The sequence below is a fragment of the Devosia oryziradicis genome (assembly GCF_016698645.1).
Lineage (GTDB): Bacteria > Pseudomonadota > Alphaproteobacteria > Rhizobiales > Devosiaceae > Devosia > Devosia oryziradicis.
This window is the reverse complement of the sequence record NZ_CP068047.1, coordinates 2,146,300-2,171,382: the sequence shown is the minus strand read 5'-3', so window position 1 is coordinate 2,171,382 and position 25,083 is coordinate 2,146,300. Positions and strand designations below refer to the sequence as shown.

Annotated in this window: 35 protein-coding genes; 2 read left to right on the top strand and 33 right to left on the bottom strand. The window is 61.2% G+C overall.

Annotation, left to right across the window (positions count from 1 at the left end):
• Positions 1–22 precede the first annotated feature (22 nt).
• The 31 genes from rplQ to rpsL all read right to left on the bottom strand — a co-directional run bounded on the left by rplQ (position 23) and on the right by rpsL (position 18,299).
• A complete protein-coding gene (gene rplQ, locus JI749_RS10885) occupies positions 23–442 on the bottom strand; it encodes a 50S ribosomal protein L17 (RefSeq protein ID WP_201653416.1) in 420 nt (139 codons plus the stop codon).
• Between the two features lie 31 nt (positions 443–473).
• Positions 474–1,499 carry a DNA-directed RNA polymerase subunit alpha gene (locus JI749_RS10880; RefSeq protein ID WP_233280930.1) on the bottom strand — a complete coding sequence of 342 codons (1,026 nt, stop codon included), beginning with the start codon at positions 1,497–1,499 and terminating at the stop codon, positions 474–476.
• A gap of 101 nt (positions 1,500–1,600) precedes the next feature.
• Positions 1,601–1,993: a 30S ribosomal protein S11 gene (gene rpsK / locus JI749_RS10875; RefSeq protein ID WP_201653410.1), complete on the bottom strand. Its 393-nt coding sequence runs from the start codon at positions 1,991–1,993 to the stop codon at positions 1,601–1,603.
• Positions 1,994–2,072: 79 nt separating this feature from the next.
• A complete protein-coding gene (gene rpsM, locus JI749_RS10870; protein ID WP_201653407.1) occupies positions 2,073–2,441 on the bottom strand; it encodes a 30S ribosomal protein S13 in 369 nt (122 codons plus the stop codon).
• A 174-nt stretch (positions 2,442–2,615) separates the two neighbouring features.
• Entirely contained in the window at positions 2,616–3,179 is a 564-nt protein-coding gene (locus JI749_RS10865) for an adenylate kinase (protein WP_201653404.1), read from the bottom strand.
• The gene (secY, locus tag JI749_RS10860) at positions 3,176–4,516 is read right to left on the bottom strand and encodes a preprotein translocase subunit SecY (RefSeq protein ID WP_201653399.1); all 1,341 of its coding nucleotides are present in this window, start codon (positions 4,514–4,516) and stop codon (positions 3,176–3,178) included. Before secY ends, JI749_RS10865 begins: the two co-directional genes overlap by 4 nt.
• A gap of 127 nt (positions 4,517–4,643) precedes the next feature.
• Complete coding sequence (gene rplO, locus JI749_RS10855) at positions 4,644–5,144, bottom strand: 50S ribosomal protein L15 (RefSeq protein WP_201653396.1); 501 nt, start codon at positions 5,142–5,144, stop codon at positions 4,644–4,646.
• Between the two features lie 16 nt (positions 5,145–5,160).
• Complete coding sequence (gene rpmD / locus JI749_RS10850) at positions 5,161–5,349, bottom strand: 50S ribosomal protein L30 (RefSeq protein ID WP_201653393.1); 189 nt, start codon at positions 5,347–5,349, stop codon at positions 5,161–5,163.
• 21 nt (positions 5,350–5,370) lie between these two features.
• Positions 5,371–5,904 (bottom strand): 30S ribosomal protein S5, encoded by a 534-nt coding sequence (rpsE, locus tag JI749_RS10845; protein WP_056232660.1) that lies wholly within the window; start codon positions 5,902–5,904, stop codon positions 5,371–5,373.
• Positions 5,905–5,922: 18 nt separating this feature from the next.
• Positions 5,923–6,285, bottom strand: a complete 363-nt coding sequence (gene rplR, locus JI749_RS10840) for a 50S ribosomal protein L18 (protein WP_201653390.1) — start codon at positions 6,283–6,285, stop codon at positions 5,923–5,925.
• A gap of 12 nt (positions 6,286–6,297) precedes the next feature.
• Positions 6,298–6,831 carry a 50S ribosomal protein L6 gene (gene rplF / locus JI749_RS10835; RefSeq protein ID WP_201653387.1) on the bottom strand — a complete coding sequence of 178 codons (534 nt, stop codon included), beginning with the start codon at positions 6,829–6,831 and terminating at the stop codon, positions 6,298–6,300.
• 51 nt (positions 6,832–6,882) lie between these two features.
• Positions 6,883–7,281, bottom strand: a complete 399-nt coding sequence (gene rpsH, locus JI749_RS10830) for a 30S ribosomal protein S8 (protein WP_201653384.1) — start codon at positions 7,279–7,281, stop codon at positions 6,883–6,885.
• A 13-nt stretch (positions 7,282–7,294) separates the two neighbouring features.
• Entirely contained in the window at positions 7,295–7,600 is a 306-nt protein-coding gene (gene rpsN, locus JI749_RS10825; RefSeq protein WP_201653381.1) for a 30S ribosomal protein S14, read from the bottom strand.
• 30 nt (positions 7,601–7,630) lie between these two features.
• Positions 7,631–8,188, bottom strand: a complete 558-nt coding sequence (gene rplE / locus JI749_RS10820; protein WP_201653378.1) for a 50S ribosomal protein L5 — start codon at positions 8,186–8,188, stop codon at positions 7,631–7,633.
• The gene (gene rplX / locus JI749_RS10815) at positions 8,181–8,492 is read right to left on the bottom strand and encodes a 50S ribosomal protein L24 (protein WP_201653375.1); all 312 of its coding nucleotides are present in this window, start codon (positions 8,490–8,492) and stop codon (positions 8,181–8,183) included. The genes rplE and rplX overlap by 8 nt, the downstream gene beginning before the upstream one ends.
• Entirely contained in the window at positions 8,492–8,860 is a 369-nt protein-coding gene (rplN, locus tag JI749_RS10810) for a 50S ribosomal protein L14 (protein ID WP_046138380.1), read from the bottom strand. The genes rplX and rplN overlap by 1 nt, the downstream gene beginning before the upstream one ends.
• Entirely contained in the window at positions 8,857–9,114 is a 258-nt protein-coding gene (gene rpsQ, locus JI749_RS10805) for a 30S ribosomal protein S17 (RefSeq protein WP_201653372.1), read from the bottom strand. The genes rplN and rpsQ overlap by 4 nt, the downstream gene beginning before the upstream one ends.
• Before the next feature lie 12 nt (positions 9,115–9,126).
• A complete protein-coding gene (rpmC, locus tag JI749_RS10800) occupies positions 9,127–9,321 on the bottom strand; it encodes a 50S ribosomal protein L29 (RefSeq protein WP_201653369.1) in 195 nt (64 codons plus the stop codon).
• Between the two features lie 11 nt (positions 9,322–9,332).
• Positions 9,333–9,746 (bottom strand): 50S ribosomal protein L16, encoded by a 414-nt coding sequence (gene rplP / locus JI749_RS10795; protein WP_201653366.1) that lies wholly within the window; start codon positions 9,744–9,746, stop codon positions 9,333–9,335.
• A gap of 15 nt (positions 9,747–9,761) precedes the next feature.
• On the bottom strand, positions 9,762–10,502 hold the full coding sequence (rpsC, locus tag JI749_RS10790) for a 30S ribosomal protein S3 (RefSeq protein ID WP_201653363.1): 741 nt from the start codon (positions 10,500–10,502) through the stop codon (positions 9,762–9,764).
• Positions 10,502–10,882 (bottom strand): 50S ribosomal protein L22, encoded by a 381-nt coding sequence (rplV, locus tag JI749_RS10785; RefSeq protein ID WP_056232639.1) that lies wholly within the window; start codon positions 10,880–10,882, stop codon positions 10,502–10,504. Before rplV ends, rpsC begins: the two co-directional genes overlap by 1 nt.
• A 1-nt stretch (position 10,883) precedes the next feature.
• The gene (gene rpsS, locus JI749_RS10780; protein WP_137152192.1) at positions 10,884–11,162 is read right to left on the bottom strand and encodes a 30S ribosomal protein S19; all 279 of its coding nucleotides are present in this window, start codon (positions 11,160–11,162) and stop codon (positions 10,884–10,886) included.
• Between the two features lie 3 nt (positions 11,163–11,165).
• On the bottom strand, positions 11,166–12,005 hold the full coding sequence (gene rplB / locus JI749_RS10775) for a 50S ribosomal protein L2 (RefSeq protein ID WP_201653360.1): 840 nt from the start codon (positions 12,003–12,005) through the stop codon (positions 11,166–11,168).
• Positions 12,006–12,023: 18 nt separating this feature from the next.
• Entirely contained in the window at positions 12,024–12,317 is a 294-nt protein-coding gene (locus JI749_RS10770) for a 50S ribosomal protein L23 (protein ID WP_201653357.1), read from the bottom strand.
• Positions 12,314–12,934, bottom strand: coding sequence for a 50S ribosomal protein L4 (gene rplD / locus JI749_RS10765; RefSeq protein WP_201653354.1), 621 nt, complete (start codon positions 12,932–12,934; stop codon positions 12,314–12,316). Before rplD ends, JI749_RS10770 begins: the two co-directional genes overlap by 4 nt.
• A complete protein-coding gene (rplC, locus tag JI749_RS10760) occupies positions 12,935–13,636 on the bottom strand; it encodes a 50S ribosomal protein L3 (protein ID WP_201653351.1) in 702 nt (233 codons plus the stop codon). It abuts the gene before it with no gap.
• Between the two features lie 83 nt (positions 13,637–13,719).
• The gene (rpsJ, locus tag JI749_RS10755; protein ID WP_056232628.1) at positions 13,720–14,028 is read right to left on the bottom strand and encodes a 30S ribosomal protein S10; all 309 of its coding nucleotides are present in this window, start codon (positions 14,026–14,028) and stop codon (positions 13,720–13,722) included.
• A 67-nt stretch (positions 14,029–14,095) separates the two neighbouring features.
• A complete protein-coding gene (gene tuf, locus JI749_RS10750) occupies positions 14,096–15,286 on the bottom strand; it encodes an elongation factor Tu (RefSeq protein WP_201653348.1) in 1,191 nt (396 codons plus the stop codon).
• 55 nt (positions 15,287–15,341) lie between these two features.
• Entirely contained in the window at positions 15,342–17,432 is a 2,091-nt protein-coding gene (gene fusA / locus JI749_RS10745) for an elongation factor G (protein ID WP_201653345.1), read from the bottom strand.
• Positions 17,433–17,444: 12 nt separating this feature from the next.
• Complete coding sequence (gene rpsG, locus JI749_RS10740; protein ID WP_201653342.1) at positions 17,445–17,915, bottom strand: 30S ribosomal protein S7; 471 nt, start codon at positions 17,913–17,915, stop codon at positions 17,445–17,447.
• A 12-nt stretch (positions 17,916–17,927) separates the two neighbouring features.
• Positions 17,928–18,299, bottom strand: a complete 372-nt coding sequence (gene rpsL / locus JI749_RS10735; RefSeq protein WP_035080811.1) for a 30S ribosomal protein S12 — start codon at positions 18,297–18,299, stop codon at positions 17,928–17,930.
• Between the two features lie 493 nt (positions 18,300–18,792).
• On the opposite strand from rpsL, the gene JI749_RS10730 reads away from it, so the two are divergent.
• On the top strand, positions 18,793–19,260 hold the full coding sequence (locus tag JI749_RS10730; RefSeq protein ID WP_201653339.1) for a YbjN domain-containing protein: 468 nt from the start codon (positions 18,793–18,795) through the stop codon (positions 19,258–19,260).
• Positions 19,261–19,306: 46 nt separating this feature from the next.
• Here JI749_RS10730 and JI749_RS10725 read toward each other — a convergent pair whose 3' ends face one another.
• Positions 19,307–19,750 (bottom strand): YdeI/OmpD-associated family protein, encoded by a 444-nt coding sequence (locus JI749_RS10725; RefSeq protein WP_201653336.1) that lies wholly within the window; start codon positions 19,748–19,750, stop codon positions 19,307–19,309.
• A 252-nt stretch (positions 19,751–20,002) separates the two neighbouring features.
• Here JI749_RS10725 and JI749_RS10720 point away from each other — a divergent pair, with 252 nt between their 5' ends.
• The gene (locus JI749_RS10720; RefSeq protein WP_201653332.1) at positions 20,003–20,845 is read left to right on the top strand and encodes an aldo/keto reductase; all 843 of its coding nucleotides are present in this window, start codon (positions 20,003–20,005) and stop codon (positions 20,843–20,845) included.
• 51 nt (positions 20,846–20,896) lie between these two features.
• Here JI749_RS10720 and rpoC read toward each other — a convergent pair whose 3' ends face one another.
• Positions 20,897–25,081, bottom strand: a complete 4,185-nt coding sequence (gene rpoC / locus JI749_RS10715) for a DNA-directed RNA polymerase subunit beta' (RefSeq protein WP_201653328.1) — start codon at positions 25,079–25,081, stop codon at positions 20,897–20,899.
• Between the last annotated feature and the right edge of the window lie 2 nt (positions 25,082–25,083).

Here is a 25,083-nt window from a genome sequence, read left to right as displayed (position 1 = left end):
AAAAAACAGATGAAACCCGCGCTTACGCGGCTTCGGATTCGTCCTGCACCTGCACCGGACCGCTGTCCTGGCCCTTGGCATTGACGTCACGATCAACGAACTCGATCACGGCCATCGGCGCATTGTCGCCATAGCGGAAGCCGGCCTTCATGATGCGGATATAGCCGCCCTGGCGTTCCTTGTAGCGGGGACCAAGCACGGCAAAGAGTTTGGCAACCTGGCCTTCGTCACGGATCTGGGCGATTGCCTGACGGCGAGCGTGCAGGTCGCCGCGTTTGCCCAGCGTGATCAGCTTCTCGACGATCGGACGCAGGTCCTTCGCCTTGGGCAGAGTGGTAACGATCTGCTCGTGCTTGATCAGCGCGGCGGACATGTTGGCGAACATTGCCTTGCGGTGCGAGGCGGTTCGGCTGAGCTTGCGGCCGGAATTACCGTGGCGCATGGTAGTCTCCTAAAAGCTTGGCAGCGCGGGATCAGTAGTGATCTTCGTAGCGCTTGGCGAGGTCATCGATATTCTCGGGCGGCCAATTGGCCACGTCCATCCCGAGATGAAGCCCCATCTGTGCCAGGACTTCCTTGATTTCGTTGAGCGACTTGCGGCCGAAATTCGGCGTCCGCAGCATCTCGGCTTCCGTCTTCTGGATCAGGTCGCCGATATAGACGATGTTGTCGTTCTTCAGGCAGTTGGCCGAGCGGACCGAAAGTTCGAGCTCGTCGACCTTCTTGAGCAGAGCCGGGTTGAAGGCCAGCTCCGGAACGGCATCCTGTGCCTTTTCCTTGCTGGGCTCTTCGAAGTTCACGAATACCGACAGCTGGTCCTGGAGAATGCGAGCGGCGAAAGCCACGGCATCTTCCGGCGACAGCGCGCCGTTGGTCTCGACCTGCAGGGTCAGCTTGTCCTTGTCCAGGCTCTCGCCCGCACGGGTCGCATCGACCTTGTAGCTGACGCGACGAACCGGCGAGAACAGCGAGTCGACCGGAATGAAGCCGATCGGCGCGTCTTCTGGACGATTCTTGTCAGCCGCGACATAGCCCTTGCCGGTGTCGACGGTGAATTCGATATTGATCTCGGCGCCGTCGTCGAGGTGGCAGATGACCAGCTCGGGGTTCAGCACTTCGATATCGCCGGTGACCTTGATGTCGCCGGCGGTGACCGCGCCCGGGCCCTGACGGCTGAGGGCAAGGCGCTTCGGACCCTCACCGCCCATCTTCAACGCGATTTCCTTCACGTTGAGGACCAGGTCGGTGATGTCTTCCCGCACGCCCGGAAGCGAGGAGAATTCATGCAGGATGCCGTCAATCTGGATTGCAGTCACTGCCGCGCCCTGGAGCGACGACAGCAGCACGCGACGCAGGGCGTTACCAAGGGTAAGCCCGTAACCGCGCTCAAGCGGCTCGGCAACCACCGAGGCCACGCGCGCGTTGTCGCTGCCCGAAACAATCTCCAGCTTGGTCGGCTTGATCAGTTCTTGCCAGTTCCTCTGGATCGTCACGGTAATGTCCTTTCAAAATCGCGGCTCCAGCCCGAGCCGCTCCGCCGCAAACGCAATAAGACTCCCGGCCCATTCAATCGGCCGGGAGGCTCGTCAGTCGGTCTAGATTAGACGCGGCGCCGCTTGCGCGGGCGGCAGCCATTGTGCGGGATCGAGGTCACGTCACGGATCGAGGTGACATTGAAGCCAGCGGCCTGCAGGGCGCGGAGCGCCGATTCACGGCCCGAACCCGGACCGCGCACTTCGACCTCGAGGGTCTTCATGCCGTGTTCCTGCGCCTTCTTGGCGGCATCTTCAGCAGCAACCTGGGCTGCGTACGGGGTCGACTTGCGCGAACCCTTGAAACCCATGACACCCGACGAGGACCACGAAATCGTGTTGCCCTGCATGTCGGCGATGGTGACCATGGTGTTGTTGAACGAAGCGTTCACGTGGGCGACGCCAGACGTGATGTTCTTGCGTTCCTTGCGCTTTACGCGCGCGACTTCAGCTTTAGCCATTATATTCCTCTAGACGATATCAGCGCTACCGTTAGCCGGGCGGCCCCAGTAGCTACATCGAAGAACCCCAAGCGGGTTCTTACTTCTTCTTGCCGGCGATCGGCTTGGCCGGACCCTTGCGGGTGCGGGCATTGGTGTGGGTGCGCTGGCCACGAACCGGCAGGCCACGACGGTGGCGCAGGCCACGGTAGTTGCCCAGGTCCATCAGGCGCTTGATGTTCATCGCCACGCCACGACGGAGGTCACCCTCCACGACGTAGTCGCGGTCGATGGTCTCACGGATCTGGATCACTTCGGCGTCGGTGAGCTCGTTCACACGGCGCTCAGCCGGAATGCCAACCTTGGCGCAGATATCCTCGGCGAACTTGTCGCCGATCCCGTGGATATACTGCAGCGCAATGACAACGCGCTTATTCGTCGGGATATTGACGCCAGCAATACGAGCCACGTCTGCTCTCCTTCATTCAGCGCGAACCGTCACGGCTGGCGCCCTTATAACAACAAGGGACCGAATTCGACCCCCACTATGTGGAACACCGAATCCAGCCCAATAATCCATGAGACTGGCGCGGTTATTAAGGGCTGGATTCCGAGGAGTCAACCTCGAAGTCAAGTCCGAATTTCAGTTGGTGATTGCCGCCTTGATGGCTGCCGTCACCTGCTCGACCGGCGCCATGCCGTCGACCGTCTTCACCAGGCCCCGCTTGCGGTAATAATCCACCAGCGGCGCGGTGTCGTTCTTGTAGACTTCAAGGCGCTTGCGGATCACCTCCGGATTGTCATCCGGGCGGTTGCTTTCCTTCGCGCGGTTGATGACCCGGGCAACCAGCACTTCGGCGTCCGCAGTCATCTCGATGACGGCGTCGAGCGCCATGCCTTTGTCGGCCAGCATGCCGTCGAGGGCCTCGGCCTGACCGATGGTGCGCGGAAAGCCGTCGAGGATGAACCCGGCCTTGCAGTCCTCCGCATCAAGCCGATCGGAGACAATGCCGTTGACGATGTCGTTGGACACCAGGTCGCCACGGTCCATCACTTCCTTGGCCGCCAGCCCGAGGGGCGTGCGGTTCTGGATAGCCGAGCGCAGGATGTCGCCGGTTGAAAGCTGCGGGATCCCATAGGATTCCACAAGGATCTTGGCCTGGGTCCCCTTCCCCGCCCCCGGCGGTCCGAGCAGAATCAACCTCATCGACGCTTGCCTCCCCCAAGACGGGACTTCTTCACGAGCCCCTCATACTGTTGCGCGATCAGGTGCGATTGTATCTGCGACACCGTGTCCAGCGTCACCGTCACCATGATCAGCAGCGAGGTGCCGCCGATGAATTGGCTGATGGCAAGCTGGCTGAACAGCACTTCCGGAATAAGAGCCACGACCGTCAGGTAGAGGGCGCCGATCAGCGTAATGCGCGACAGCACGTAGTCGATGTGCTGCGCAGTGCGCTCGCCCGGCCGAATACCCGGAATGAACCCACCGGAACGCTTGAGGTTGTCAGCAGTCTCGGCCGGGTTGAACACGATCGAGGTGTAGAAGAAGGCGAAGAAGATGATGAAGAAGGCAAACAGTGCCAGGTGGAGCGGCTGACCGCGGCCCAATAGCGCCGTCACCACCTGCAGCCACTGCGGAGCATTGCCCTGCGCCGCAAAGGACGCAATGGTTGCCGGCAGCAGCAGCAGCGAGGAGCCGAAGATCACCGGGATAACACCCGACGTGTTCAGCTTGAGCGGCAGGTGCGAGCTGTCGCCCTGGAACATCTTGTTGCCGACCTGGCGCTTCGGATACTGGATCAGCAGCCTGCGCTGGGCACGTTCGAAGAACACGATTGCCGCGATCACCACCAGGGCCAGGATCGGCATGGCGAATCCGGCAATGGCCGGAATAGCGCCAGTGCGGGCCAGCTCGAGCGTCTGCACGAAGGTGGTCGGCAGGTTGGCAACGATGCCGGCGAAAATGATCAGCGAGATGCCGTTGCCGACGCCGCGCGAGGTGATCTGCTCGCCCAGCCACATCAGGAACATGGTGCCGCCAACCAGGGTAATCACCGTGGAGACACGGAAGAACCAGCCCGGGTTGAGCACGACGCCCTGGCTCGCCTCGAGACCGACGGCAATGCCATAGGCCTGCACGGCGCAGAAGACGACCGCGAGATACCGAGTGTACTGGTTCATCTTGCGGCGACCAGCCTCGCCACCTTCCTTCTTCAGCGCTTCCAGGCGCGGCGAGGCGGTGGCGACAACCTGCACCACGATCGAGGCGGTGATGTAGGGAATGAGATTGAGGGCAAAGATCGCCATGCGCTCAACGGCGCCGCCGGCGAACATGTTGAACATGCCCAGAATGCCCTGCTGGCTCTGTTGGAACGTCTGCGCAAAGGCATCGGGATCGATGCCAGGCACCGGAATGAAAGTACCCAGACGATAGACGAGCAGCGCGCCCAGTGTGAACCAGATGCGCTGCTGCAGGGCCTTCGCCTTGGAAAAGGTCGAGAAGTTGAGATTACGTGCCAGCTGTTCGGCTGCGGACGCCATATATCGCTCCTATGGCTTCAAGGCCAGGTGCGCTCGGAGCGCTTCACGGGCAGATGCATCGGCCCCAAAACGCAACAAACCAAAAACAGCGCACCCGACCACTCGGCCGGGTGCGCCATGCCGATGCTTAACCGGCGTATGGGGTCTTCTTCCACGGCGCCTTGGCCGGGATGATATCGATCTTGCCACCGGCAGATTCAATAGCGGCAGTGGCACCAGCAGTGGCGTAGTTGACGTTGAACGTCACCTTCTTGGCCGTAAAGCCGGTCGAGCCGATCAGGCGCACGCCATCCTTGGCGCGACGGATCACGCGGGCGGCGATCAGGGCCTGAGCGTCGATGACGCCCTTGGCATCGAGCTTGCCGCTGTCGATATAGGCCTGGATGCGGTCGATGCGGACTTCATTCCAGTTGCCGGGGTTGAGCGCGTTGAAGCCGCGCTTCGGCATACGCATGTGAAGGGGCATCTGGCCGCCTTCGAAGCCGTTGATGGCAACGCCCGAGCGTGCCGTCTGGCCCTTGCCGCCGCGACCACCGGTCTTGCCCTTGCCCGAGCCGATACCACGGCCGATGCGGACGCGGACCTTGTTGGCGCCGGGATTGTCGCGAAGTTCGTTCAAACGGGTCATGTGATCGACTCCCTACTTACTCGCCGACGACGCGGACGAGGTGCGGAAGCTTGTTGATCATGCCGCGAACTTCGGGCGTATCGATCAGCTCGCGCTGCTTGTTCATCTTGTTGAGCCCGAGACCGATCAGGGTCGCGCGCTGCACCTTGTCGCGGCGGATCGGCGAGCCGATCTGCTGGACAATAATGGTCTTCTTGTCAGCCATGATTTATCTCCTGACCGGCGATCAAGCTTCGACCGCAGTCTCGCCGCGGCGAGCCTGGAGTTCAGAAACCTTCAGGCCGCGGCGCGAAGCAACCGAGCGGGGGCTGTCGACGCGCTTGAGCGCATCGAAGGTGGCCCGCACCATGTTGTACGGGTTGGCAGTGCCCTGCGACTTGGCAACGATGTCGTTGATGCCAAGCGTCTCGAACACGGCGCGCATCGGACCGCCGGCAATGATACCGGTACCCGGAACGGCGGCACGCAGGATCACCTTGCCGGCACCGTGGCGACCCTGCACGTCGTGGTGCAGCGTGCGCGCATCGCGCAGCGGAACGCGGATCATCTGGCGCTTGGCCTGCTCGGTAGCCTTGCGGATCGCTTCTGGCACTTCACGGGCCTTGCCGTGACCGAAACCAACGCGGCCCTTCTGGTCGCCGACAACCACGAGGGCTGCGAAGCCGAAGCGACGACCACCCTTGACCACCTTGGCCACGCGGTTGATGTGGACCAGGCGATCGACGAATTCGCTTTCGCGCTCTTGAACGTCTCTGCTCATATTACTTTCCTCGCCGCGTTAGAACTGCAGGCCGCCCTCACGGGCAGCGTCTGCAAGGGCCTTCACACGGCCATGATAGATGTAACCGCCACGATCGAAGACGACCTCGGCAACGCCGGCCTTGGTGCCGCGCTCTGCGATCAGCTTGCCGATCGTAGCAGCGGCTTCCGAAGTACCGCCATTCTTGACGGTTGCCTTGACGTCCTTGTCGAGCGTCGAAGCGGCAGCCAGCGTGCGGCCGGTCGCATCGTCGATGATCTGGGCGTAGATATTCTTGTCCGAACGGAAGACCGACAGACGGGGACGACCGAAGGCACGAGCCTTGAGCGCCTTGCGGACACGAGCCTTGCGGCGTTCCGCACCTTTTGCACTGATAGCCATTGCAGGCGCTCCTTACTTCTTCTTGCCTTCTTTGCGGAAGACCTGTTCGTTTGCGTAACGAACACCCTTGCCCTTATAGGGCTCCGGCTTGCGCCAGGCGCGAATGTTCGCGGCAACCTGGCCAACCTGCTGCTTGTCGATACCGGTGACGACGATTTCAGTCGGCGCCGGCACAGCCAGGGTGATGCCCTTGGGGGCTTCGTAGATCACTTCGTGGCTGAAACCAAGCGACAGCTTGACGTCCTTGCCCTGCATGGCAGCGCGATAGCCAACGCCCTGGATCGCCAGCTTCTTCTCGAAGCCGGCCGAAACGCCGGTGACCATGTTCTGGATCAGAGCACGGGTGGTGCCCCAGGCGGCACGTGCTTCACGGCTGTCGTTGGCCGGAGTGATGACAACGCCATCGGCGCCGCTCTCGGCATTGACAATATCCATGAGCTCGATGCTCAGTTCGCCCTTCGGGCCCTTGGCGGTGACGGTACGACCGTTGATCGTGACCGTTACGCCGCTCACCGGTGCAACCGGTTTCTTGCCAGTACGTGACATTCTAGTTCAATCCTTGAGTAATCGTCTTACCGCGGATCCTAAGGACAGACCTTAGAATACGCGGCAGAGTACCTCGCCACCAACGTTGGCAGCCTTGGCTTCGTGGTCGGCCATCACACCCTTGGGGGTGGAGAGGATCGAGACACCCAGGCCATTGGCAACCTGCGGAATATTCTTGACGGAGGCATAGACGCGACGGCCGGGACGCGAAACGCGCTCGATCGTGCGGATAACGCCTTCGTTGTCCGAGTACTTGAGTTCGATCTCATACTCGGAAGCACCGTTCTCGAACTTGGTCTCCGAATATCCGCGGATGAAACCCTCGGACTGGAGCACGTCCAGCACGCGACCACGCAGGGTCGATGCCGGAGTCGAAACGGAATTCTTGCGACGCATCTGGGCGTTGCGGATACGGGTCAGCATGTCGCCGATGGGATCGGAAAAGCTCATCTGATGTTTCTCCTTACCAGCTCGACTTCACGAGACCCGGGATCTGGCCCAGGTTACCAAGCTGACGCAGAGCGATACGGCTCATCTTCAGCTTGCGGTAGAAGCCGCGGGGACGACCCGAGACTTCGCAGCGGTTGCGCACGCGGACCTTGGCGGAGTTGCGCGGCAGCTCGGCCAGCTTCAGCTGGGCTGCGAAGCGCTCGTCCATGGGGAGCGACTGGTCCTTGGTCTTTGCCTTCAGAGCGGCGCGCTTGCCAGCAAACTGCTTGGCCAGCGCTGCGCGCTTGTTGTTCTTCACGATGGAGCTGGTCTTTGCCATATCCTGATCCTTTGTCCCTTCCCTGTCCGCTTACTGGCGGAAGGGGAAGTTGAATGCCTTGAGCAGCGCGCGAGCTTCATCATCGGACTTAGCGGTCGTGGCGATCACGATGTCCATGCCCCAAACCTGATCGATCTGATCGTAGTTGATTTCGGGGAAAATGATGTGTTCCTTGATACCCATGGCATAGTTGCCACGACCATCGAAGGAGTTCGGGTTCAGCCCACGGAAGTCGCGAACGCGCGGCAGTGCGATGTTCACGAGACGGTCGAGAAACTCGTACATGCGGGTCTTGCGCAGCGTCACCTTCACGCCCAGGGGCATGTTCTCACGCACCTTGAAGCCGGCGATCGACTTGCGAGCGTAGGTGATGACCGGCTTCTGGCCAGCAATCTTCTCGAGCTCGGCAGCAGCCGTCTTGACCTTCTTGGTGTCGTTCACCGCTTCGCCGACACCCATGTTCAGCACGATCTTCTCGAGCTTGGGCATCTCCATGACGTTCTTGTAGGAGAACTGCTCCTGCAAGACCTTGCGGATGTTGTCTTCGTATTCGTTACGAAGACGCGGAACGTAAGCTGTCTCAGCCATCGATCGAATCTCCGGTCGACTTGGCGACGCGCGTCTTCACGCCGTCCTTGATCTGGAAACCGACGCGAGTGGGCTTGCCATCCTTGTCGGCGATCGCGAGGTTCGACAGGTGGATCGGCGCTTCCTTGGTGAAGATGCCGGCATCGGTCGACGCGGTCTGCTTGGTGTGGCGGCGGACCAGGTTGATACCCTGGACGACAGCCTTGGTTTCGGTCGGGATCACCGACAGGACCTGGCCAGTCTTGCCTTTGTCCTTGCCAGCCAGGACGACGACCTTATCGCCCTTCTTGATCTTGGCAGCCATTACAGCACCTCGGGTGCGAGCGAAATGATCTTCATGTGGTTCTTGGCGCGGAGCTCGCGCGGAACCGGCCCGAAGATACGAGTGCCGATCGGCTCTTTCTGATTGTTGATCAGAACCGCGGCGTTCTTGTCGAAACGGATCACGGTGCCATCGGGGCGACGGATGTCGAAAGCGGTGCGAACGACCACGGCCTTCATGACCTGGCCCTTCTTCACGCGACCGCGCGGAATGGCATCCTTGACGGAGACGACGATGATGTCGCCCACCGAAGCGTACTTGCGGTGCGAACCGCCCAGCACCTTGATGCACATGACCCGCTTGGCGCCGGAATTGTCGGCGACATCGAGATTGGACTGCATCTGGATCATGGCGTGGTGCCTTCCTGCTGAGCCGCACCCTGAACCAGCGTCCAGCGCTTGTTCTTGGAAATCGGCGCACATTCTTCGATCCAGACCACCTGCCCGACCTTGGCCACGTTGGCTTCGTCATGGGCGTGGTACTTCTTGGACCGGCGAACGGTCTTCTTCATCACCGGATGCGTGAAACGGCGCTCGACGCGCACCACGACCGTCTTATCATTGGCGTCGGAGACCACGGTCCCCTGCAAAACGCGCTTTGGCATGGTCGCGGCTCCTTACTTGGCTGCGTTCTTTTCGCCGAGGATCGTCTTGATCCGCGCGATGTCGCGGCGGACCTTCTTGACCTGGGCGGGCTTTTCCAGCTGCTGGGTAGCGCGCTGGAAACGCAGGTTGAACTGTTCTTTCTTGAGGTCGACGAGCTGGTCCTTCAGTTCGTCTGCGGTCTTGCTCCGCACATCACTGGCTTTCATGCTCATCGTCCTTAGTCGGCAATGCGGGTCACGACCCGCGTCATGATCGGAAGCTTCATCGCGCCGAGGCGGAGAGCTTCCTTGGCGACGTCCTCGGGGACGCCGTCAATCTCGAATACGATGCGGCCCGGCTTGACGCGGGCTGCCCAGTATTCCACCGAGCCCTTGCCCTTACCCATACGCACTTCGGTCGGCTTCTTGGAAACCGGCACGTCCGGGAATACGCGGATCCACACCCGGCCCTGGCGCTTCATCTCGCGGGTGATCGCGCGGCGGGCCGCTTCGATCTGGCGAGCAGTCACGCGCTCGGGCTCGGTTGCCTTGAGGGCATACTGGCCGAAAGCCAGCTCGGTACCGCCCTTGGCAACGCCATGGATACGGCCCTTGTGGGCCTTGCGGAACTTGGTCTTCTTAGGTTGCAGCATAATGAACTAACCTTCTTATGCGCGTTCGCGGTCACGGTCGCCGCGCTCACGGCGCGGTTCGCGCTCTGCGCGCTGGCCACCCATGTCGGCGCCTTCGGTGGCGCGACGCTCATGGGCAGTGGGATCGTGCTCGAGGACTTCGCCCTTGAAGACCCAGACCTTGATACCGATGATGCCATACGTGGTTTCGGCTTCGGCAGTGCCGTAGTCGATGTCGGCACGCAGGGTGTGCAGCGGCACGCGGCCTTCGCGGTACCATTCGGTACGAGCGATGTCGGCGCCACCCAGGCGGCCACCAACATTCACGCGGATACCGCCGGCGCCCATGCGGATCGCCGTCTGCACGGCGCGCTTCATGGCGCGACGGAAAGCCACGCGGCGTTCCAGCTGCTGGGCAATGCCCTGGGCAACCAGGGTCGCATCGGTTTCCGGCTTGCGCACTTCAACGATGTTGATGTGCACTTCGCTGTCGGTGAACTTCTTCACCTTGGCGCGGATCTTGTCGATGTCGGCGCCCTTCTTGCCGATCACGATGCCCGGGCGGGCGGTGTGGATCGACACGCGGCACTTGCGGTGCGGACGCTCGATGACGATCTTGGAGACCGCGGCAGCCTTGAGGTCTTCCAGCAGCATCGTGCGGATCTTCAGGTCTTCCTGAAGCAGGGAGCCGTATTCGCCCTTGTTGGCGAACCAGCGGCTGTCCCACGTGCGGTTGATGCCCAGGCGGAAGCCGATTGGATTGATCTTCTGGCCCATTATGCGGCCTCCTCAACTTGCCGGACGATGATCGTCAGATGCGCGAACGGCTTTTCGATGCGCGACGAACGACCACGACCACGTGCGGTGAAGCGCTTCATTACAAGCGAATTACCAACAAAAGCTTCAGCAACGACGAGAGCGTCGGTGTCGAGACCATGGTTGTTTTCGGCGTTGGCAATGGCGCTTTCGAGCACCTTCTTGACCTGGCCGGAAATGCGCTTGTGGCTGAATTCGAGTTCGGCCAGAGCCTTCTCGACCTTCTTGCCGCGGATCAACTGGGCCAGAAGGTTGAGCTTCTGCGGGCTGATGCGCAGCATGCGCAGCACAGCCTTTGCCTCGTTGTCCTTGAGCGCGCGCTGGGTTTTTGGCTTGCCCATCTTACTTCCTCTTGGCCTTCTTGTCGGCCGCGTGACCGTAGTAGGTACGGGTCGGGGCGAACTCGCCGAACTTGTGGCCGATCATGTCTTCGGTGACGCTGACCGGAATGTGCTTCTGGCCATTGTGCACGCCGAAGGTGATACCCACGAACTGCGGCAGGATGGTCGAACGGCGGCTCCAGATCTTGACCACGTCGTTGCGGCCGGACGCGAGGGCCTTCTCGGCCTTCTTGAGCATGTAGCCGTCGACGAACGGCCCCTTCCAGATTGAACGGGTCATGGCTTACCTGCCCTTCTTCACGTGACGCGAGCGAACGATGAACTTGTCCGTCGCCTTGTTGCTGCGGGTCTTCTTACCCTTGGTCGGCTTGCCCCACGGGGTCACCGGGTGACGGCCACCAGAGGTACGGCCTTCACCACCACCATGCGGGTGATCGATCGGGTTCATGGTCACGCCGCGGTTGACGGGCTTGCGACCCAGCCAACGGCTGCGACCGGCCTTGCCGAGCGAGGTGTTGGAGTGATCCTGGTTCGAGACGGCGCCAACGGTGGCCAGGCACGAACCATGGACACGGCGCTGCTCACCCGAATTGAGGCGCAGGATCGCCCAACCCTGGTCACGACCGACATACTGGGCATAGGCACCAGCCGAACGGGCAACCTGGCCGCCCTTGCGGGGCTTGAGCTCGATATTGTGCACGATCGTGCCGACCGGCATGCGCTCGAGCGGCATGGCATTGCCCGGCTTCACGTCGACGGTCTGCATCGAGGAGACGACCTTGTCGCCGGCCGACAGACGCTGCGGCGCCACGATATAGGCGAGTTCGCCGTCTTCGTACTTCACCAGAGCGATCCAGGCCGTGCGGTTCGGATCATATTCCAGGCGCTCGATCGTTCCGACCACGTCGAACTTGACGCGCTTGAAGTCGATCATGCGGTAGGTGCGCTTGTGACCGCCACCGCGATGGAACGAGGTGATACGACCACGATTGTTGCGACCACCGGACTTGGAGAGGCCTTCGGTCAGGGTCTTGACCGGCTTGCCCTTCCAGAGCTCCGAACGATCGGTCGTCACGAGCTGACGACGGCCTTCGGAAGTGGGGTTGTAAGTCTTTAGAGCCATTTTGCTGTCTCTTATCCCTTAGAGGCCGGTCGAAATATCGATCGACTGGCCGTCGACGAGGGTCACGACCGCCTTCTTGACGTCGTTGCGCGTGCCAAGCTGACCACGGAAGCGCTTCACCTTGCCCTTGCGGACCAGGGTGTTCACTGCCTTGACCTTGACCGAGAACAGCTGCTCGACGGCAGCCTTGATGTCGGTCTTGTTGGCATCGATCGCCACGTCGAAAACGACCTGGTTTGCTTCCGAAGCCATCGTCGACTTTTCAGTCACGACGGGGTTACGGATGATGTCGTATGCGCTGAGCTTGTTCATGCGAACCTCGCTTCCAGCGCTTCGAGCGCTGCCTTGGTCAGGACGAGCTTGTCGCGCTTGAGGATCGAAACAACGTTGATCCCCTGCACCGGCAGCACGTCGATATGCGGGATGTTGCGAGCGGACAGAGCGAAGTTCTGATCCACTGCCGCACCATCGATGATCAGCGCGTTGGTCCATTCCAGCTTGCCGAAGGTCGCCAGCAGACCTGCGGTCTTGGCTTCCTTCTGGGCAACGGTATCGACCACGATCAGCGAACCCGACTTGGCCTTGGAGCTCAGCGCATGCTTGAGAGCAAGCGCACGGACCTTCTTGGGCAGGTCGATGGCATGGCTGCGCGGGGTCGGACCGAACGCACGACCACCACCACGGAACTGCGGAGCCTTGCGATCGCCATGGCGAGCGCCGCCCGAGCCCTTCTGCTTCACGAACTTCTTGCCCGTGCGCGAGCCTTCCGAACGATGCTTGACATCGTGCGTGCCGGCCATGGCCTTGAGCTGCTGGTAGCGAACCATGCGGTGCAGGATGTCCTGGCGGACTTCCAGACCGAAGACGTCGTCAGCGAGCTGGATCGAGCCAGCGGCCTTGCCGTCGAGGGTTGTGACCTTGAGTTCCATTTAGTTACCTTCCCCCGCGACTTCAGCGGCGGCCTTGAACGAGCCCGGGAAGGCAGCGCCCTTGGGGGCCGGCTTCTTCACCGCGTCCTTGATCATGATCCAGGCGCCCTTGGCGCCGGGAACCGAACCCTGGATCATGATCAGGCCACGTTCCACGTCGGTCTTGACGACCTTGACGTTCTGCGTGGTGATGCGACGATCGCCCATGTGGCCCGGCATCTTCTTGTTCTTGAAGGTCTTACCCGGGTCCTGACGACCACCGGTAGAACCGATCGAGCGGTGCGAAACCGACACGCCGTGCGATGCACGCAGGCCGCCGAAGTTCCAGCGCTTCATACCGCCGGCAAAACCCTTACCGATCGAAGTACCGGTGACGTCCACCAGCTGGCCTTCGACGAAATGGTCGGCCTGGAGCGTCGCACCGACCTCGATGAGGTTGGCTTCGTCGACGCGGAATTCCGCGACATGGCGCTTGGGCTCGACCTTGGCAACGGCGAACTGGCCGCGCTCGGCCTTGGTCGTGTTCTTGACCTTGGCCTGGCCTGCGCCAAGCTGCAGGGCGACATAGCCGTCCTTGTCAGCGGTCCGCTGGCCCACCACCTGGCAGTTCTGCAGCTCCAGCACCGTCACCGGGACGTGCGAGCCGTCCTCGGCGAAAATGCGGGTCATGCCCAGCTTCTGTGCGATCAATCCAGAACGCATCGGTTATTACCTTCTCTCTTGGCGCAGTACCGGGTCATGGTTTCAGAGGACCCTCTATCTGGTACGCGCGGAAACTCGTTGTCTTAGAGCTTGATTTCGACGTCGACGCCGGCGGCGAGATCGAGCTTCATCAGTGCATCGACCGTCTGGGGAGTCGGGTCCACAATGTCCAGCAGGCGCTTGTGGGTCCGGATCTCGAACTGCTCGCGCGACTTCTTGTCGATGTGCGGCGAGCGGTTGACGGTAAACTTGTCGATTCGCGTCGGCAGCGGGATCGGACCGCGAACCTGCGCGCCCGTACGCTTGGCCGTCGACACGATCTCGCGCGTCGAGGCGTCGAGAACGCGGTGGTCAAACGCCTTGAGGCGGATGCGAATATTCTGACCGTTCATGTTGTAAATCCTGGCGAAAATGGATCGCGGCGCGCGTAATCGCGCGCCGCGAATGTCTCAGTGAGGCTTACTTCAGGATCTGGGCGACAACGCCCGAACCAACGGTACGGCCACCTTCACGGATAGCGAAGCGGAGCTTCTCTTCCATAGCGATCGGCACGATGAGCTGAACGTTGATGTTCAGGTTGTCGCCAGGCATCACCATCTCGGTGCCTTCCGGCAGCGTCACGATGCCAGTCACGTCCGTGGTACGGAAGTAGAACTGCGGACGGTAGTTGCCGAAGAACGGGGTGTGACGACCGCCTTCTTCCTTGGTGAGGATGTACACCTCAGCCGTGAAGTCGGTGTGCGGGGTCACGGAACCGGGCTTGCAGAGCACCTGGCCGCGCTCGACCTGCGTACGGTCGATACCACGGATCAGCGCACCGATGTTGTCGCCGGCCTGGCCCGAGTCGAGCAGCTTGCGGAACATTTCGACACCGGTAACGGTGGTCTTCTGGGTCGCCTTGATGCCGACGATCTCGACTTCTTCGCCAACCTTGACGATACCGCGTTCGACACGGCCGGTGACCACGGTGCCGCGGCCCGAGATCGAGAACACGTCTTCGATCGGGAGCAGGAACGGCTGGTCAACCGGACGCTCCGGCTGCGGGATGTATTCGTCAACGGCGCGCATCAGCTCGAGAACGGCGTCGTGGCCGAGCTTCTTGTCGCTGTCTTCGAGGGCGGCCAGGGCCGAACCCTTGATGATCGGAACGTCGTCGCCCGGGAATTCATAGGACGACAGCAGTTCACGGACTTCGAGTTCGACGAGCTCGAGCAGTTCCGGATCGTCGACCATGTCGCACTTGTTCAGGAACACCACCAGGGCCGGCACGCCAACCTGACGGGCGAGCAGGATGTGCTCACGGGTCTGGGGCATCGGGCCGTCGGCAGCCGACACGACCAGGATCGCGCCGTCCATCTGGGCAGCGCCGGTGATCATGTTCTTCACATAGTCGGCGTGGCCGGGGCAGTCGACGTGAGCGTAGTGACGGTTCTGCGTCTCGTACTCGACGTGGGCGGTGTTGATGGTGATGCCGCGTGCCTTCTCTTCGGGGGCAGCGTCGATCTGGTCATACGCCTTGAACGTCGCGCCACCGGTTTCAGCCAGGACCTTGGTGATCGCTGCAGTCAGCGAGGTCTTGCCATGGTCAACGTGACCGATGGTGCCGATGTTGCAGTGCGGCTTAGAGCGGGAAAACTTTTCCTTCGCCATCGCTTTTCTCCGTATTCGTTAGCCCGGGGGCCAACCTTGCGTTTCAGTTTCTTGTTTAGGCGTATTTGGCCTGGACTTCGTCGGCGACTGCCTGCGGAACCTGCTCGTAGTGATCGAACGTCATCGTGTACTGTGCACGACCCTGGCTCATGGAGCGCAGCGAGTTCACATAACCGAACATGTTCGCGAGCGGGACGAAGGCATTCACGACCTGGAGGATGCCACGGCTTTCGGTGCCCTGGATCTGACCACGCCGGGAATTCAGGTCGCCGATGACGTCGCCCATGTAATCTTCAGGCGTGACAACTTCAACCTTCATGATCGGCTCGAGGATCTTCGGAGCCGCTTTGCGCAGGGCTTCGTTGAAGCCCGCACGACCGGCGATTTCGAAGGCCAGAACCGAGGAGTCGACATCGTGGTAGGCGCCTTCGGTCAGCGTCACCTTCACGTCAACGATCGGGAAGCCGATCAGCGGACCAGCGGACATAACCGACTTCACGCCCTTTTCGACGCCCGGGATATATTCCTTGGGCACCGAGCCGCCGACGACGGCATTGACGAATTCCAGACCCTTGCCGACTTCCGACGGCTCGACGGTCAGCTTGACACGCGCGAACTGGCCCGAACCACCCGACTGCTTCTTGTGGGTATAGTCCACATCGGCCTTGCGGGTGATGGTTTCGCGATAGGCCACCTGCGGCTGACCGATATTGGCCTCGACCTTGAACTCGCGACGCATACGGTCGACGAGAATGTCGAGGTGCAGTTCGCCCATGCCCGAAATAATGGTCTGGCCGGACTCTTCGTCGGTCTTGACGCGGAACGTCGGATCTTCGGCAGCCAGGCGGTTGAGGGCAAGGCCCATCTTTTCCTGATCGGCCTTGGACTTCGGCTCAACGGAGATGTCGATAACCGGCTCAGGGAACACCATACGCTCCAGGATAACCTGCGCGTTCTGCGGGCAGAGGGTATCACCGGTGGTGGTATCCTTGAGGCCGACGATGGCGACGATGTCACCAGCAAACGCTTCCGTAATCTGCTCGCGGCTGTTGGCGTGCATCTGGAACAGACGACCAACGCGCTCGCGCTTTTCCTTGACGGTGTTCTCGAGCATCATGCCCTGCTCGAGCTTGCCCGAGTAGATGCGGCAGAAGGTCAGCGTACCCATGTGCGGGTCGTTGGCGATCTTGAACGCCAGCATGGCCAACGGCTCGTTATCGTCGGCGTGACGCTCGATCGGCTCTTCGGTGCGCGCATCGATGCCCTGGATGGCCGGAACGTCGCCCGGAGCCGGCAGGAAGTCGATAACGCCATCGAGCAGGGGCTGAACGCCCTTGTTCTTGAAGGCCGAACCAGCGAACACCAGGAAGAACTTGGTGTCGATGCAGCCGCGACGCAGCAGGCGGCGGATGGTGTCATTGTTCGGCAGTTCGCCGTTCAGATAGGCTTCCATCGCGTCGTCGTCGAGTTCGACGGCGGCTTCGATCATCTGTTCGCGGTACTTCTCGGCCTTGGCCTTGAGGTCTTCCGGAATCTCGACGACGTCCCACTGAGCGCCCAGTTCTTCATTGCGCCAGACCAGAGCGTTCATCTCGATCAGGTCGACGACGCCCTTGAACTCGTTCTCGGCGCCGATCGGCAGCTGGACGGGAACGGCACGGGCGCCAAGGCGCGAACCGATCATCTCGACGCAGCGATAGAAATCGGCGCCGATCTTGTCCATCTTGTTCACGAAGATCAGACGCGGAACGTTGTACTTGTCGGCCTGGCGCCAAACGGTTTCCGTCTGGGGCTCAACACCGGCATTGGCGTCCAGCAGAGCGACGGCACCGTCGAGCACGCGCAGCGAGCGTTCGACTTCGATGGTGAAGTCCACGTGGCCGGGCGTGTCGATGATGTTGAAGCGGTGCATCGTGCCGTCACGACCCTTCCAGAAGGTCGTGGTCGCAGCCGAAGTGATGGTGATGCCGCGTTCCTGCTCTTGCTCCATCCAGTCCATGGTCGCGGCGCCGTCGTGGACTTCGCCGATCTTGTGGGACTTGCCGGTGTAGTAGAGGATGCGTTCGGTCGTGGTCGTCTTGCCAGCATCGATGTGAGCCATGATGCCGAAGTTACGATACAGCGGAATTGGATATTCACGTGCCATGGTGCGCTCCTACTACCAGCGGTAGTGCGAGAAGGCACGGTTGGCGTCAGCCATACGGTGCGTATCTTCGCGCTTCTTGACGGCCTGACCGCGACCATTGAGGGCGTCCATGAGTTCGCCGCTGAGGCGTTCACGCATGGTGTTCTCGCCGCGCTTGCGGGCAGACTCGATGAGCCAGCGGATGGCCAGGGCCTGCTGACGGTCAGCACGGACTTCGACCGGAACCTGGTAGGTTGCACCACCAACACGACGCGAACGAACTTCAACCGACGGGCGGATGTTTTCGATGGCGGTGTGGAACACTTCCACGGGGTTCTGCTTGACCTTGGCTTCCACGATGTCGAAGGCACCGTAGACGATGCTTTCGGCAGCCGACTTCTTGCCGTCCTTCATGAGCGAGTTCATGAACTTGGTCAGCACGAGATCGCCATACTTGGCGTCCGGAATAACTTCGCGTTTTTCAGCGCGGTGACGACGGGACATATCTCGATCTCCTTACTTCGGACGCTTCGCGCCGTACTTCGAACGGCGCTGCTTGCGGTCCTTGACGCTCTGCGTGTCGAGAACGCCGCGGAGCACGTGATAGCGAACGCCGGGAAGGTCGCGAACGCGGCCGCCACGGATCAGGACCACCGAGTGCTCCTGCAGGTTGTGACCTTCGCCCGGGATATACGAGATGACTTCGCGCTGATTGGTCAGGCGAACCTTGGCAACCTTACGCAGTGCCGAGTTCGGCTTCTTCGGGGTCGTCGTATAAACGCGGGAGCAAACACCGCGCTTCTGCGGATTTGCTTCCATGGCCGGAACCTTGTTCCGCTTTGGCTTGCTGGCGCGTGGTTTGCGGATCAGCTGATTAATGGTGGGCATTGCGCTCTTTCCATCGTCCAAAATTCGTTGCGGTCTAGCAAAAGCAAACCAAAACGGCGCTCGCCCGACCCGGTTAGGGGAACGGCGGCGCCTTAATTGCAGCGGACCACCCACCCAAAATGGGCAGTCATGCGCACAAGGATTTGCTTCGTCTAGTTACCCGACAGTGTGTTTGAGTGTCCTGGATGCCCGCACGAGATGGCAGGAACCCGGTGTGACAATCACGACCGACCGCTTAGGTAGGCGCTGTTTAGAGCCGACTCTCCGGCGCGTCAAGGATTCTTTCGTGAAATATCCGCGAGGGAGCCATGCGTCGGCCTGCAATGGTTTGTCTTGTTTTGAAGTGGCGCGGCAAAGTCATCCCCCTGCCCCGCCAGCGACCGAACTGCCCAGCTACCCATTTGTTGCCCCGATCGAATTGTGTAGGATCGGCTCCAAGACCGGGCCAATGATGGCAATACCGGCGCAAGATCAAGTCGGGAAGGATCACGTTATGAAGCTCAATACCCTATTCGTCGCCGGCGCAGTCTCGCTTGCCCTCACCCTCTCGGCCCAGGCACAGACCGTTATCACCGGGGCCGATACCGATGAAATCCTCAATGCCGCTCGCGGGTATGGCGCAGCCAACCTGACCACGCAGAGCAACGGTGACCCCCAGATCACCGGCAAGATCGAAGGCATCACCTATCAGATCTATTTCCGCAACTGCACCGATGGCAAGGATTGCGAAGACCTCAACTTCTATCTCGGCTTCCTCGACATCAAGCCGACCCTCGAGGTGATCAATGACTGGAACTTCAACAAGCGCTTTAGCCGCGCCTATATCGACGGTGACAAGGACGCCTGCGTGGAAATGGACCTCGATCTGGTCAAGGGCGTTTCCGCGGAATACCTCGACTCCCAGTTCGGCCTTTGGGCCATGGTGGTCGGACAGTTCGCCGAGCATGTCGGCTATAAGTGACCGGTTCAGCAGGTCGAAACGTTGAGGGGCCCGTTTGGGCCCCTATTCATTTCTTGCCGGATCGTAGCGCTTCCATCACCTTGTCGATGCGTCTGGAGCGCGTTTCGGGTGTCTTGGCATCTGTTATCGATAGCACATGCCGCTGTTTGTTGCTGTGGGACAGCGTATCGAAAAACGCCTTGGCCGCCGCATCGCCCGCCAGAGCCAGGGCCAGGTCGTCCGGTATCGCGACATCTCGGGGCTGGGTGTCGAGCGCCAGTTCGACCTCCACGGCGTCACCACCTTTGATCCCGGATTGGGCGCGTCGTTCAGCGCTGAGCGAAATAAGAAACTTGCCACCCATCACGGCGATAGACGATCGATAGCCATAGTCACCGATGGTCACGATGACCGCCGGCTTTCTGCCGCCACCCAACCCCTCGACGACTTCTGCGGGAACCTCGATGCCGGTATTGTTGCCGGTCTGCAAAATGCTGGTCTTGAACTTCATTTCAGCGCCTCCGCCCGAATTGGTAGGAGAGGGCGAGCTGGCCTGCAAGCCATCGACACCAACCTGGACTCTCCCAAACCCGTCTACCCGACACCACGCTGGACGACTACGCACGACCCATGCCAACCTTGCCCGGTTCCATGGCCGGAAGAATAGAAGTGTCTTCCCGAGCCCTCCCACCCAGATAAGGCTGCGGCGCGCAACGAGTAGGCTCGTTCGCCCGTTGCGTGCCATCACGCCCAGGAGGCGCTAATGACTTTATCGCAAGACATTTTGCTCAATGACGGCAACCGCATTCCCCGCCTTGGTTTTGGAGTCTGGCGCGTGCCCGACGCCGAAGCACCTGCCCTGGTCGGCGCCGCCATAGCGGCCGGCTACCGTCACATCGACACCGCTCAGGGTTACGACAATGAGCGGGGCGTCGGTCGGGCGGTGCGCGAAGCGTCCGTCCCCCGTGACCAGTTGTTCATCACCTCCAAGCAGCGGACCAGCCACCAGGGCCGGGATAGTACCTTCCGTTCGTTCGACGAGACTATGGAGAGGCTGGGCCTGGAAACACTCGACCTCTTCCTCATTCACTGGCCGGTTCCCGCGCAAGGCCGCTATGTCGAGACCTGGCAGGCCTTTGTCGAACTGCAGAAGCAGGGGCGCGTCCGGTCTGTCGGCGTCTCCAACTTCCTGCCAGAGCACCTGGAACGGATCATCGGCGAGACCGGCGTGGCCCCAGCGGTAAACCAGGTTGAGCTGCATCCCCGTTATCAGCAGCACGATCTCGTCGCCTGGCATGGCACCCATGGCATCGTGACGGAAAGCTATAGTCCGCTTGGCGGTAATGGTGCCGAGCTGCTGCGCGAAAAGGCGATCCAGGATATTGCCGAGCGCGCTGGCAAGACACCGGCACAAGTGGTGATCCGCTGGCACCTGCAGCGCAACCTCGTCGTGCTGCCCAAGACCAGCAATCCCCAGCGAGCTGCCAGCAACCTTGACGTCTGGGACTTTGAACTCAGCGACCAGGATATGGCGGAAATTGCCGCCCTGGACCGGCCCAACGGCAAGACCCTGCCGGGTCCACAGGCCATGAACAACCTGTTCTAGTCAAAAGAAAGGGGCCCGAAGGCCCCTTCCCAATCACATATTTCCCAAGGCTCACTCGGCGGCCGGTGCCGGGATCTGCACGGTCGACGCCTGGCGGCGACGTTCGTCCAGGATCAGGTCGTCGCGCTTGGACGCGATCAGCCTTGCCGAAGAGATGCCGGCGCCGGTACCAGCCGGGATCAGGCGGCCGACGATGACGTTCTCCTTGAGACCCTCGAGCAGGTCGGCCTTGCCGGAAACGGCCGCTTCCGTAAGGACGCGAGTAGTTTCCTGGAACGAGGCAGCCGAGATGAACGAGCGGGTCTGCAGCGAAGCCTTGGTGATGCCGAGCAGCACCGGGTTGGCCGTCGCAGGCTTCTTGCCTTCGCTGACCAGCGCGTCGTTGAGCTCGTCGAAGTCCAGCTTGTCGAGCTGCTCATCCTTGAGCAGGCCCGAGTCACCTGGATCCACGATCTCGACCTTCTGCAGCATCTGGCGAACGATCACCTCGATGTGCTTGTCGTTGATCAGCACGCCCTGGAGACGATAGACCTCCTGGATTTCATTGACGAGGTAACGAGCAAGCTCTTCCACGCCCTTGATGGCCAGAATGTCATGCGGCGCCGGGTTGCCGTCGAGGATGTACTCGCCCTTTTCAATGGCGTCGCCTTCCTGCAGGTGGAACGGCTTGCCCTTGGGGATCAGGTACTCGACCGGATCTGCACCTTCCTCGGTCGGCTCGATGATGACGCGACGCTTGTTCTTGTAGTCGCGGCCGAAGCGGATGGTACCATCGATCTCGGCGATGATGGCGTGATCCTTCGGACGACGCGCTTCGAACAGCTCGGCCACACGCGGCAGACCGCCGGTGATGTCCTTGGTCTTGGCGCTTTCCAGCGGGATACGGGCCAGCACGTCACCTGGCGAAACCTTCTCGCCTGGCTCGACAGCGATAACCGCGTCAACCGAAAGCAGGTAACGGGCGTCGCCACCACGTTCCACCTTCTGGACGGCGCCGCCACGGGCAATGGCGATTGCGGGCTTTAGGCCCTCGCCACGCTGGTTGCCGCGCCAGTCGATGACCACGCGCTTGGTGAAGCCCGTCGCCTCGTCGGTGTTTTCGGCAACCGAAGCACCGTCGACCAGGTCCTCGAACACCACCTCGCCCTCGACTTCGGCGAGAACCGGGCGGGTATAGGGGTCCCATTCGGCCAGACGCTGGCCGCGGCGAACCTGATCGCCTTCCTTGACGAGCAGCTTGGAGCCGTAGGTCACCTTGTGGGTGGCGCGTTCCTTGCCTTCGGCGTCAAGAATGGCCAGCGACACGTTACGGGCCATGACGACCAGCTTGCCGCCTTCGACCTTGGCCAGGTTGGGGTTACGGATGGCGATCTTGCCTTCCGCGCCCGCTTCCAGGAACGAGGAGTCGACCACCTGTGCAGTGCCACCGATGTGGAACGTACGCATGGTGAGCTGAGTACCGGGCTCACCGATCGACTGCGCAGCGATAACGCCCACAGCTTCACCCATGTTCACGGGCGTACCGCGAGCAAGGTCACGGCCATAGCAGGCCGCGCAGGTGCCCTGGCGCATGTCGCAGGTCAGCGGGGAGCGGATGCGGATCGACTGGATCCGGGCTTCCTCGATGATGTCCACATGCTTTTCTTCCAGCAGCGTACCCTTGGTGGCGATGATGTCGCCAGTCAGCGGGTGGAAGATGTCGTCGGCGGCCGTACGGCCCAGCACACGCTGGCCGATGGACGCCACAACCTGGCCCGCATCGACGATCGGCTCCATGGTCAGGCCACGCTCGGTGCCGCAGTCAGCCGACACGATGATCGCGTCCTGTGCCACGTCCACCAGGCGACGAGTGAGGTAACCCGAGTTCGCGGTCTTCAACGCCGTATCCGCGAGACCCTTGCGGGCGCCGTGGGTGGAGTTGAAGTACTCGAGAACGTTGAGGCCTTCCTTGAAGTTAGCCGTGATCGGGGTCTCGATGATCGAGCCGTCCGGACGAGCCATCAGGCCGCGCATGCCGGCAAGCTGCTTCATCTGGGCCGGTGAACCACGAGCGCCCGAGTGGGACATCATGTAGACCGAGTTGATCGGCTTCTGACGACCGGTCTCCTCGTCGATCTGCACCTTGCGGATCGCGTCCATCATCTCTTCGGCGACCTTGTCACCGCACTTGGCCCAGGCGTCGACGACCTTGTTGTACTTTTCGCCCTGAGTGATCAGGCCGTCATTGTACTGCTGCTCGAACTCTTCGACCTGCTTACGGGCGGCTTCCACGATCGTGTACTTGGAGGCCGGGATAACCATGTCGTCCTTGCCGAACGAAATGCCGGCATCGCACGCATTCTTGAAGCCGAGCTGCATGACGCGGTCGCAGAAGATCACGGTCTCTTTCTGACCGCAGCCACGGTAGACCGTGTCGATCATCTTGGAGATCATCTTCTTGGTCATCAGCTGGTTGGCCGTCGAGAAGGGCACCGCCGGGTTCTTCGGCAGGATCTGGCCGATCAGCATACGACCGGGGGTGGTCTCCACGATCTCGGTCGTCTCGTTGCCGTTTTCGTCGAACGCGGTCACGCGGCCTTTGATCTTGGTGTGAAGAGTCACGACCTTGTTGTCGAGCGCGTGTTCGAGTTCCGCATAGGAAGCAAACGCCATGCCCTGCCCCGGCTCACCCTCGTTCATCAGCGAGAGATAGTAGAGGCCCAGAACGATGTCCTGGCTCGGCACGATGATCGGCTGACCGTTGGCGGGGTGCAGGATGTTGTTGGTCGACATCATCAGCACGCGCGCTTCCAGCTGCGCTTCGAGCGACAGCGGGACGTGCACGGCCATCTGGTCGCCGTCGAAGTCGGCGTTGAAGGCCGAGCAGACGAGCGGGTGCAGACGGATTGCCTTGCCTTCGATCAGGATCGGCTCGAACGCCTGGATGCCCAGACGGTGCAGCGTCGGAGCACGGTTCAGCAGAACCGGATGCTCGCGGATCACTTCGTCAAGGATATCCCAGACCTCGGGCTTTTCCTTCTCGACCAGCTTCTTGGCCTGCTTCACCGTCGAGCTGAAGCCCTTGGCTTCGAGGCGCGAATAGATGAACGGCTTGAACAGCTCGAGCGCCATCTTCTTGGGCAGACCGCACTGGTGCAGCTTGAGGTTCGGGCCCACGGTGATGACCGAACGACCCGAATAGTCGACGCGCTTGCCGAGCAGGTTCTGACGGAACCGGCCCTGCTTGCCCTTGAGCATGTCACTGAGCGACTTCAGCGGACGCTTGTTCGCACCGGTGATGGTGCGGCCACGGCGGCCGTTGTCGAACAGCGCGTCCACGGCTTCCTGCAGCATGCGCTTTTCGTTGCGGATGATGATGTCAGGCGCGCGCAGCTCGATCAGGCGCTTCAGGCGGTTGTTGCGGTTGATCACGCGGCGGTAGAGGTCGTTGAGATCCGACGTCGCGAAGCGGCCACCATCCAGCGGCACCAGCGGGCGCAGCTCGGGCGGAATGACCGGAATGACGGTCATGATCATCCATTCGGGCTTGTTGCCCGACACGATGAACTGCTCGACGATCTTGAGGCGCTTGGCGAGCTTCTTCGGCTTAAGTTCCGTGGTGGACTCGGCAATTTCCACGCGCAGGTCGGCCGCGATCTTCTCGAGATCGAGGGCGAGCAGGATGTCGCGGATGGCTTCGGCGCCGATCTTGGCGGTGAAGCTGTCGGCACCATACTCGTCCTGGGCGTCGAGATACTGCTCTTCGGTCAGCAGCTCATGCGTCGTGAACGGGGTCAGGCCGGCATCGAGAACGACGTAGTTCTCGAAATACAGGATGCGCTCGATGTCCTTGAGCGTCATATCGAGCAGCAGCGCGATACGGGAAGGCAGGGACTTCAGGAACCAGATGTGGGCGACCGGGGCGGCCAGTTCGATATGGCCCATGCGCTCGCGACGGACGCGGCTCAGGGTGACTTCCACACCGCACTTTTCGCAGATGACGCCCTTGAACTTCATCCGCTTGTACTTGCCGCACAGGCACTCATAGTCCTTCACAGGGCCGAAGATGCGCGCGCAGAACAGGCCATCGCGTTCGGGCTTGAACGTACGATAGTTGATCGTCTCGGGCTTCTTGATCTCGCCATAGGACCAGCTGAGAATCTTCTCAGGGCTCGCGATGGAGATCTTCATCTGGTCGAAGGTCTGCACCGGGACGGCCGGGTTGAACGGGTCCATGACGTGGGAATGATGATTCATCA

Bases quoted from the DNA above. Each gene is read 5' to 3' on its own strand.
- rpsJ (WP_056232628.1), bottom strand. From the start codon at position 14,028: ATGAACGGTCAGAATATTCGCATCCGCCTCAAGGCGTTTGACCACCGC.
- rplV (WP_056232639.1), bottom strand. From the start codon at position 10,882: ATGGGCAAGCCAAAAACCCAGCGCGCGCTCAAGGACAACGAGGCAAAG.
- rplB (WP_201653360.1), bottom strand. From the start codon at position 12,005: ATGGCTCTAAAGACTTACAACCCCACTTCCGAAGGCCGTCGTCAGCTC.
- rplE (WP_201653378.1), bottom strand. From the start codon at position 8,188: ATGGCTGAGACAGCTTACGTTCCGCGTCTTCGTAACGAATACGAAGAC.
- rpoC (WP_201653328.1), bottom strand. From the start codon at position 25,081: ATGAATCATCATTCCCACGTCATGGACCCGTTCAACCCGGCCGTCCCG.
- JI749_RS10725 (WP_201653336.1), bottom strand. From the start codon at position 19,750: ATGAAGTTCAAGACCAGCATTTTGCAGACCGGCAACAATACCGGCATC.
- rplN (WP_046138380.1), bottom strand. From the start codon at position 8,860: ATGATCCAGATGCAGTCCAATCTCGATGTCGCCGACAATTCCGGCGCC.
- rplO (WP_201653396.1), bottom strand. From the start codon at position 5,144: ATGACCCGTTTGAACGAACTTCGCGACAATCCCGGCGCCAACAAGGTC.
- rplX (WP_201653375.1), bottom strand. From the start codon at position 8,492: ATGGCTGCCAAGATCAAGAAGGGCGATAAGGTCGTCGTCCTGGCTGGC.
- rpsH (WP_201653384.1), bottom strand. From the start codon at position 7,281: ATGAGCTTTTCCGATCCCATCGGCGACATGCTGACCCGTATCCGCAAC.
- rpsE (WP_056232660.1), bottom strand. From the start codon at position 5,904: ATGAGCAGAGACGTTCAAGAGCGCGAAAGCGAATTCGTCGATCGCCTG.
- rpsL (WP_035080811.1), bottom strand. From the start codon at position 18,299: ATGCCCACCATTAATCAGCTGATCCGCAAACCACGCGCCAGCAAGCCA.
- rplF (WP_201653387.1), bottom strand. From the start codon at position 6,831: ATGTCACGTACTGGCAAGAAACCGGTTGCACCGGTGAGCGGCGTAACG.
- rpsQ (WP_201653372.1), bottom strand. From the start codon at position 9,114: ATGCCAAAGCGCGTTTTGCAGGGGACCGTGGTCTCCGACGCCAATGAT.
- tuf (WP_201653348.1), bottom strand. From the start codon at position 15,286: ATGGCGAAGGAAAAGTTTTCCCGCTCTAAGCCGCACTGCAACATCGGC.
- rpsS (WP_137152192.1), bottom strand. From the start codon at position 11,162: ATGACCCGTTCAATCTGGAAGGGGCCGTTCGTCGACGGCTACATGCTC.
- fusA (WP_201653345.1), bottom strand. From the start codon at position 17,432: ATGGCACGTGAATATCCAATTCCGCTGTATCGTAACTTCGGCATCATG.
- JI749_RS10730 (WP_201653339.1), top strand. From the start codon at position 18,793: ATGAAGCTCAATACCCTATTCGTCGCCGGCGCAGTCTCGCTTGCCCTC.
- rpmD (WP_201653393.1), bottom strand. From the start codon at position 5,349: ATGGCTGACAAGAAGACCATTATTGTCCAGCAGATCGGCTCGCCGATC.
- rpsK (WP_201653410.1), bottom strand. From the start codon at position 1,993: ATGGCTAAAGCTGAAGTCGCGCGCGTAAAGCGCAAGGAACGCAAGAAC.
- rplP (WP_201653366.1), bottom strand. From the start codon at position 9,746: ATGCTGCAACCTAAGAAGACCAAGTTCCGCAAGGCCCACAAGGGCCGT.
- rpsC (WP_201653363.1), bottom strand. From the start codon at position 10,502: ATGGGCCAGAAGATCAATCCAATCGGCTTCCGCCTGGGCATCAACCGC.
- JI749_RS10720 (WP_201653332.1), top strand. From the start codon at position 20,003: ATGACTTTATCGCAAGACATTTTGCTCAATGACGGCAACCGCATTCCC.
- rpmC (WP_201653369.1), bottom strand. From the start codon at position 9,321: ATGAAAGCCAGTGATGTGCGGAGCAAGACCGCAGACGAACTGAAGGAC.
- secY (WP_201653399.1), bottom strand. From the start codon at position 4,516: ATGGCGTCCGCAGCCGAACAGCTGGCACGTAATCTCAACTTCTCGACC.
- rplD (WP_201653354.1), bottom strand. From the start codon at position 12,934: ATGGAACTCAAGGTCACAACCCTCGACGGCAAGGCCGCTGGCTCGATC.
- rplR (WP_201653390.1), bottom strand. From the start codon at position 6,285: ATGGCTATCAGTGCAAAAGGTGCGGAACGCCGCAAGGCTCGTGTCCGC.
- rpsN (WP_201653381.1), bottom strand. From the start codon at position 7,600: ATGGCAAAGACCAGCTCCATCGTGAAGAACAACAAGCGCGCAGCGCTG.
- JI749_RS10770 (WP_201653357.1), bottom strand. From the start codon at position 12,317: ATGAACAAGCTCAGCGCATACGACATCATCCGTAACCCCGTCGTGACT.
- rplC (WP_201653351.1), bottom strand. From the start codon at position 13,636: ATGCGTTCTGGATTGATCGCACAGAAGCTGGGCATGACCCGCATTTTC.
- rpsG (WP_201653342.1), bottom strand. From the start codon at position 17,915: ATGTCCCGTCGTCACCGCGCTGAAAAACGCGAAGTTATTCCGGACGCC.
- JI749_RS10865 (WP_201653404.1), bottom strand. From the start codon at position 3,179: ATGAGGTTGATTCTGCTCGGACCGCCGGGGGCGGGGAAGGGGACCCAG.
- rplQ (WP_201653416.1), bottom strand. From the start codon at position 442: ATGCGCCACGGTAATTCCGGCCGCAAGCTCAGCCGAACCGCCTCGCAC.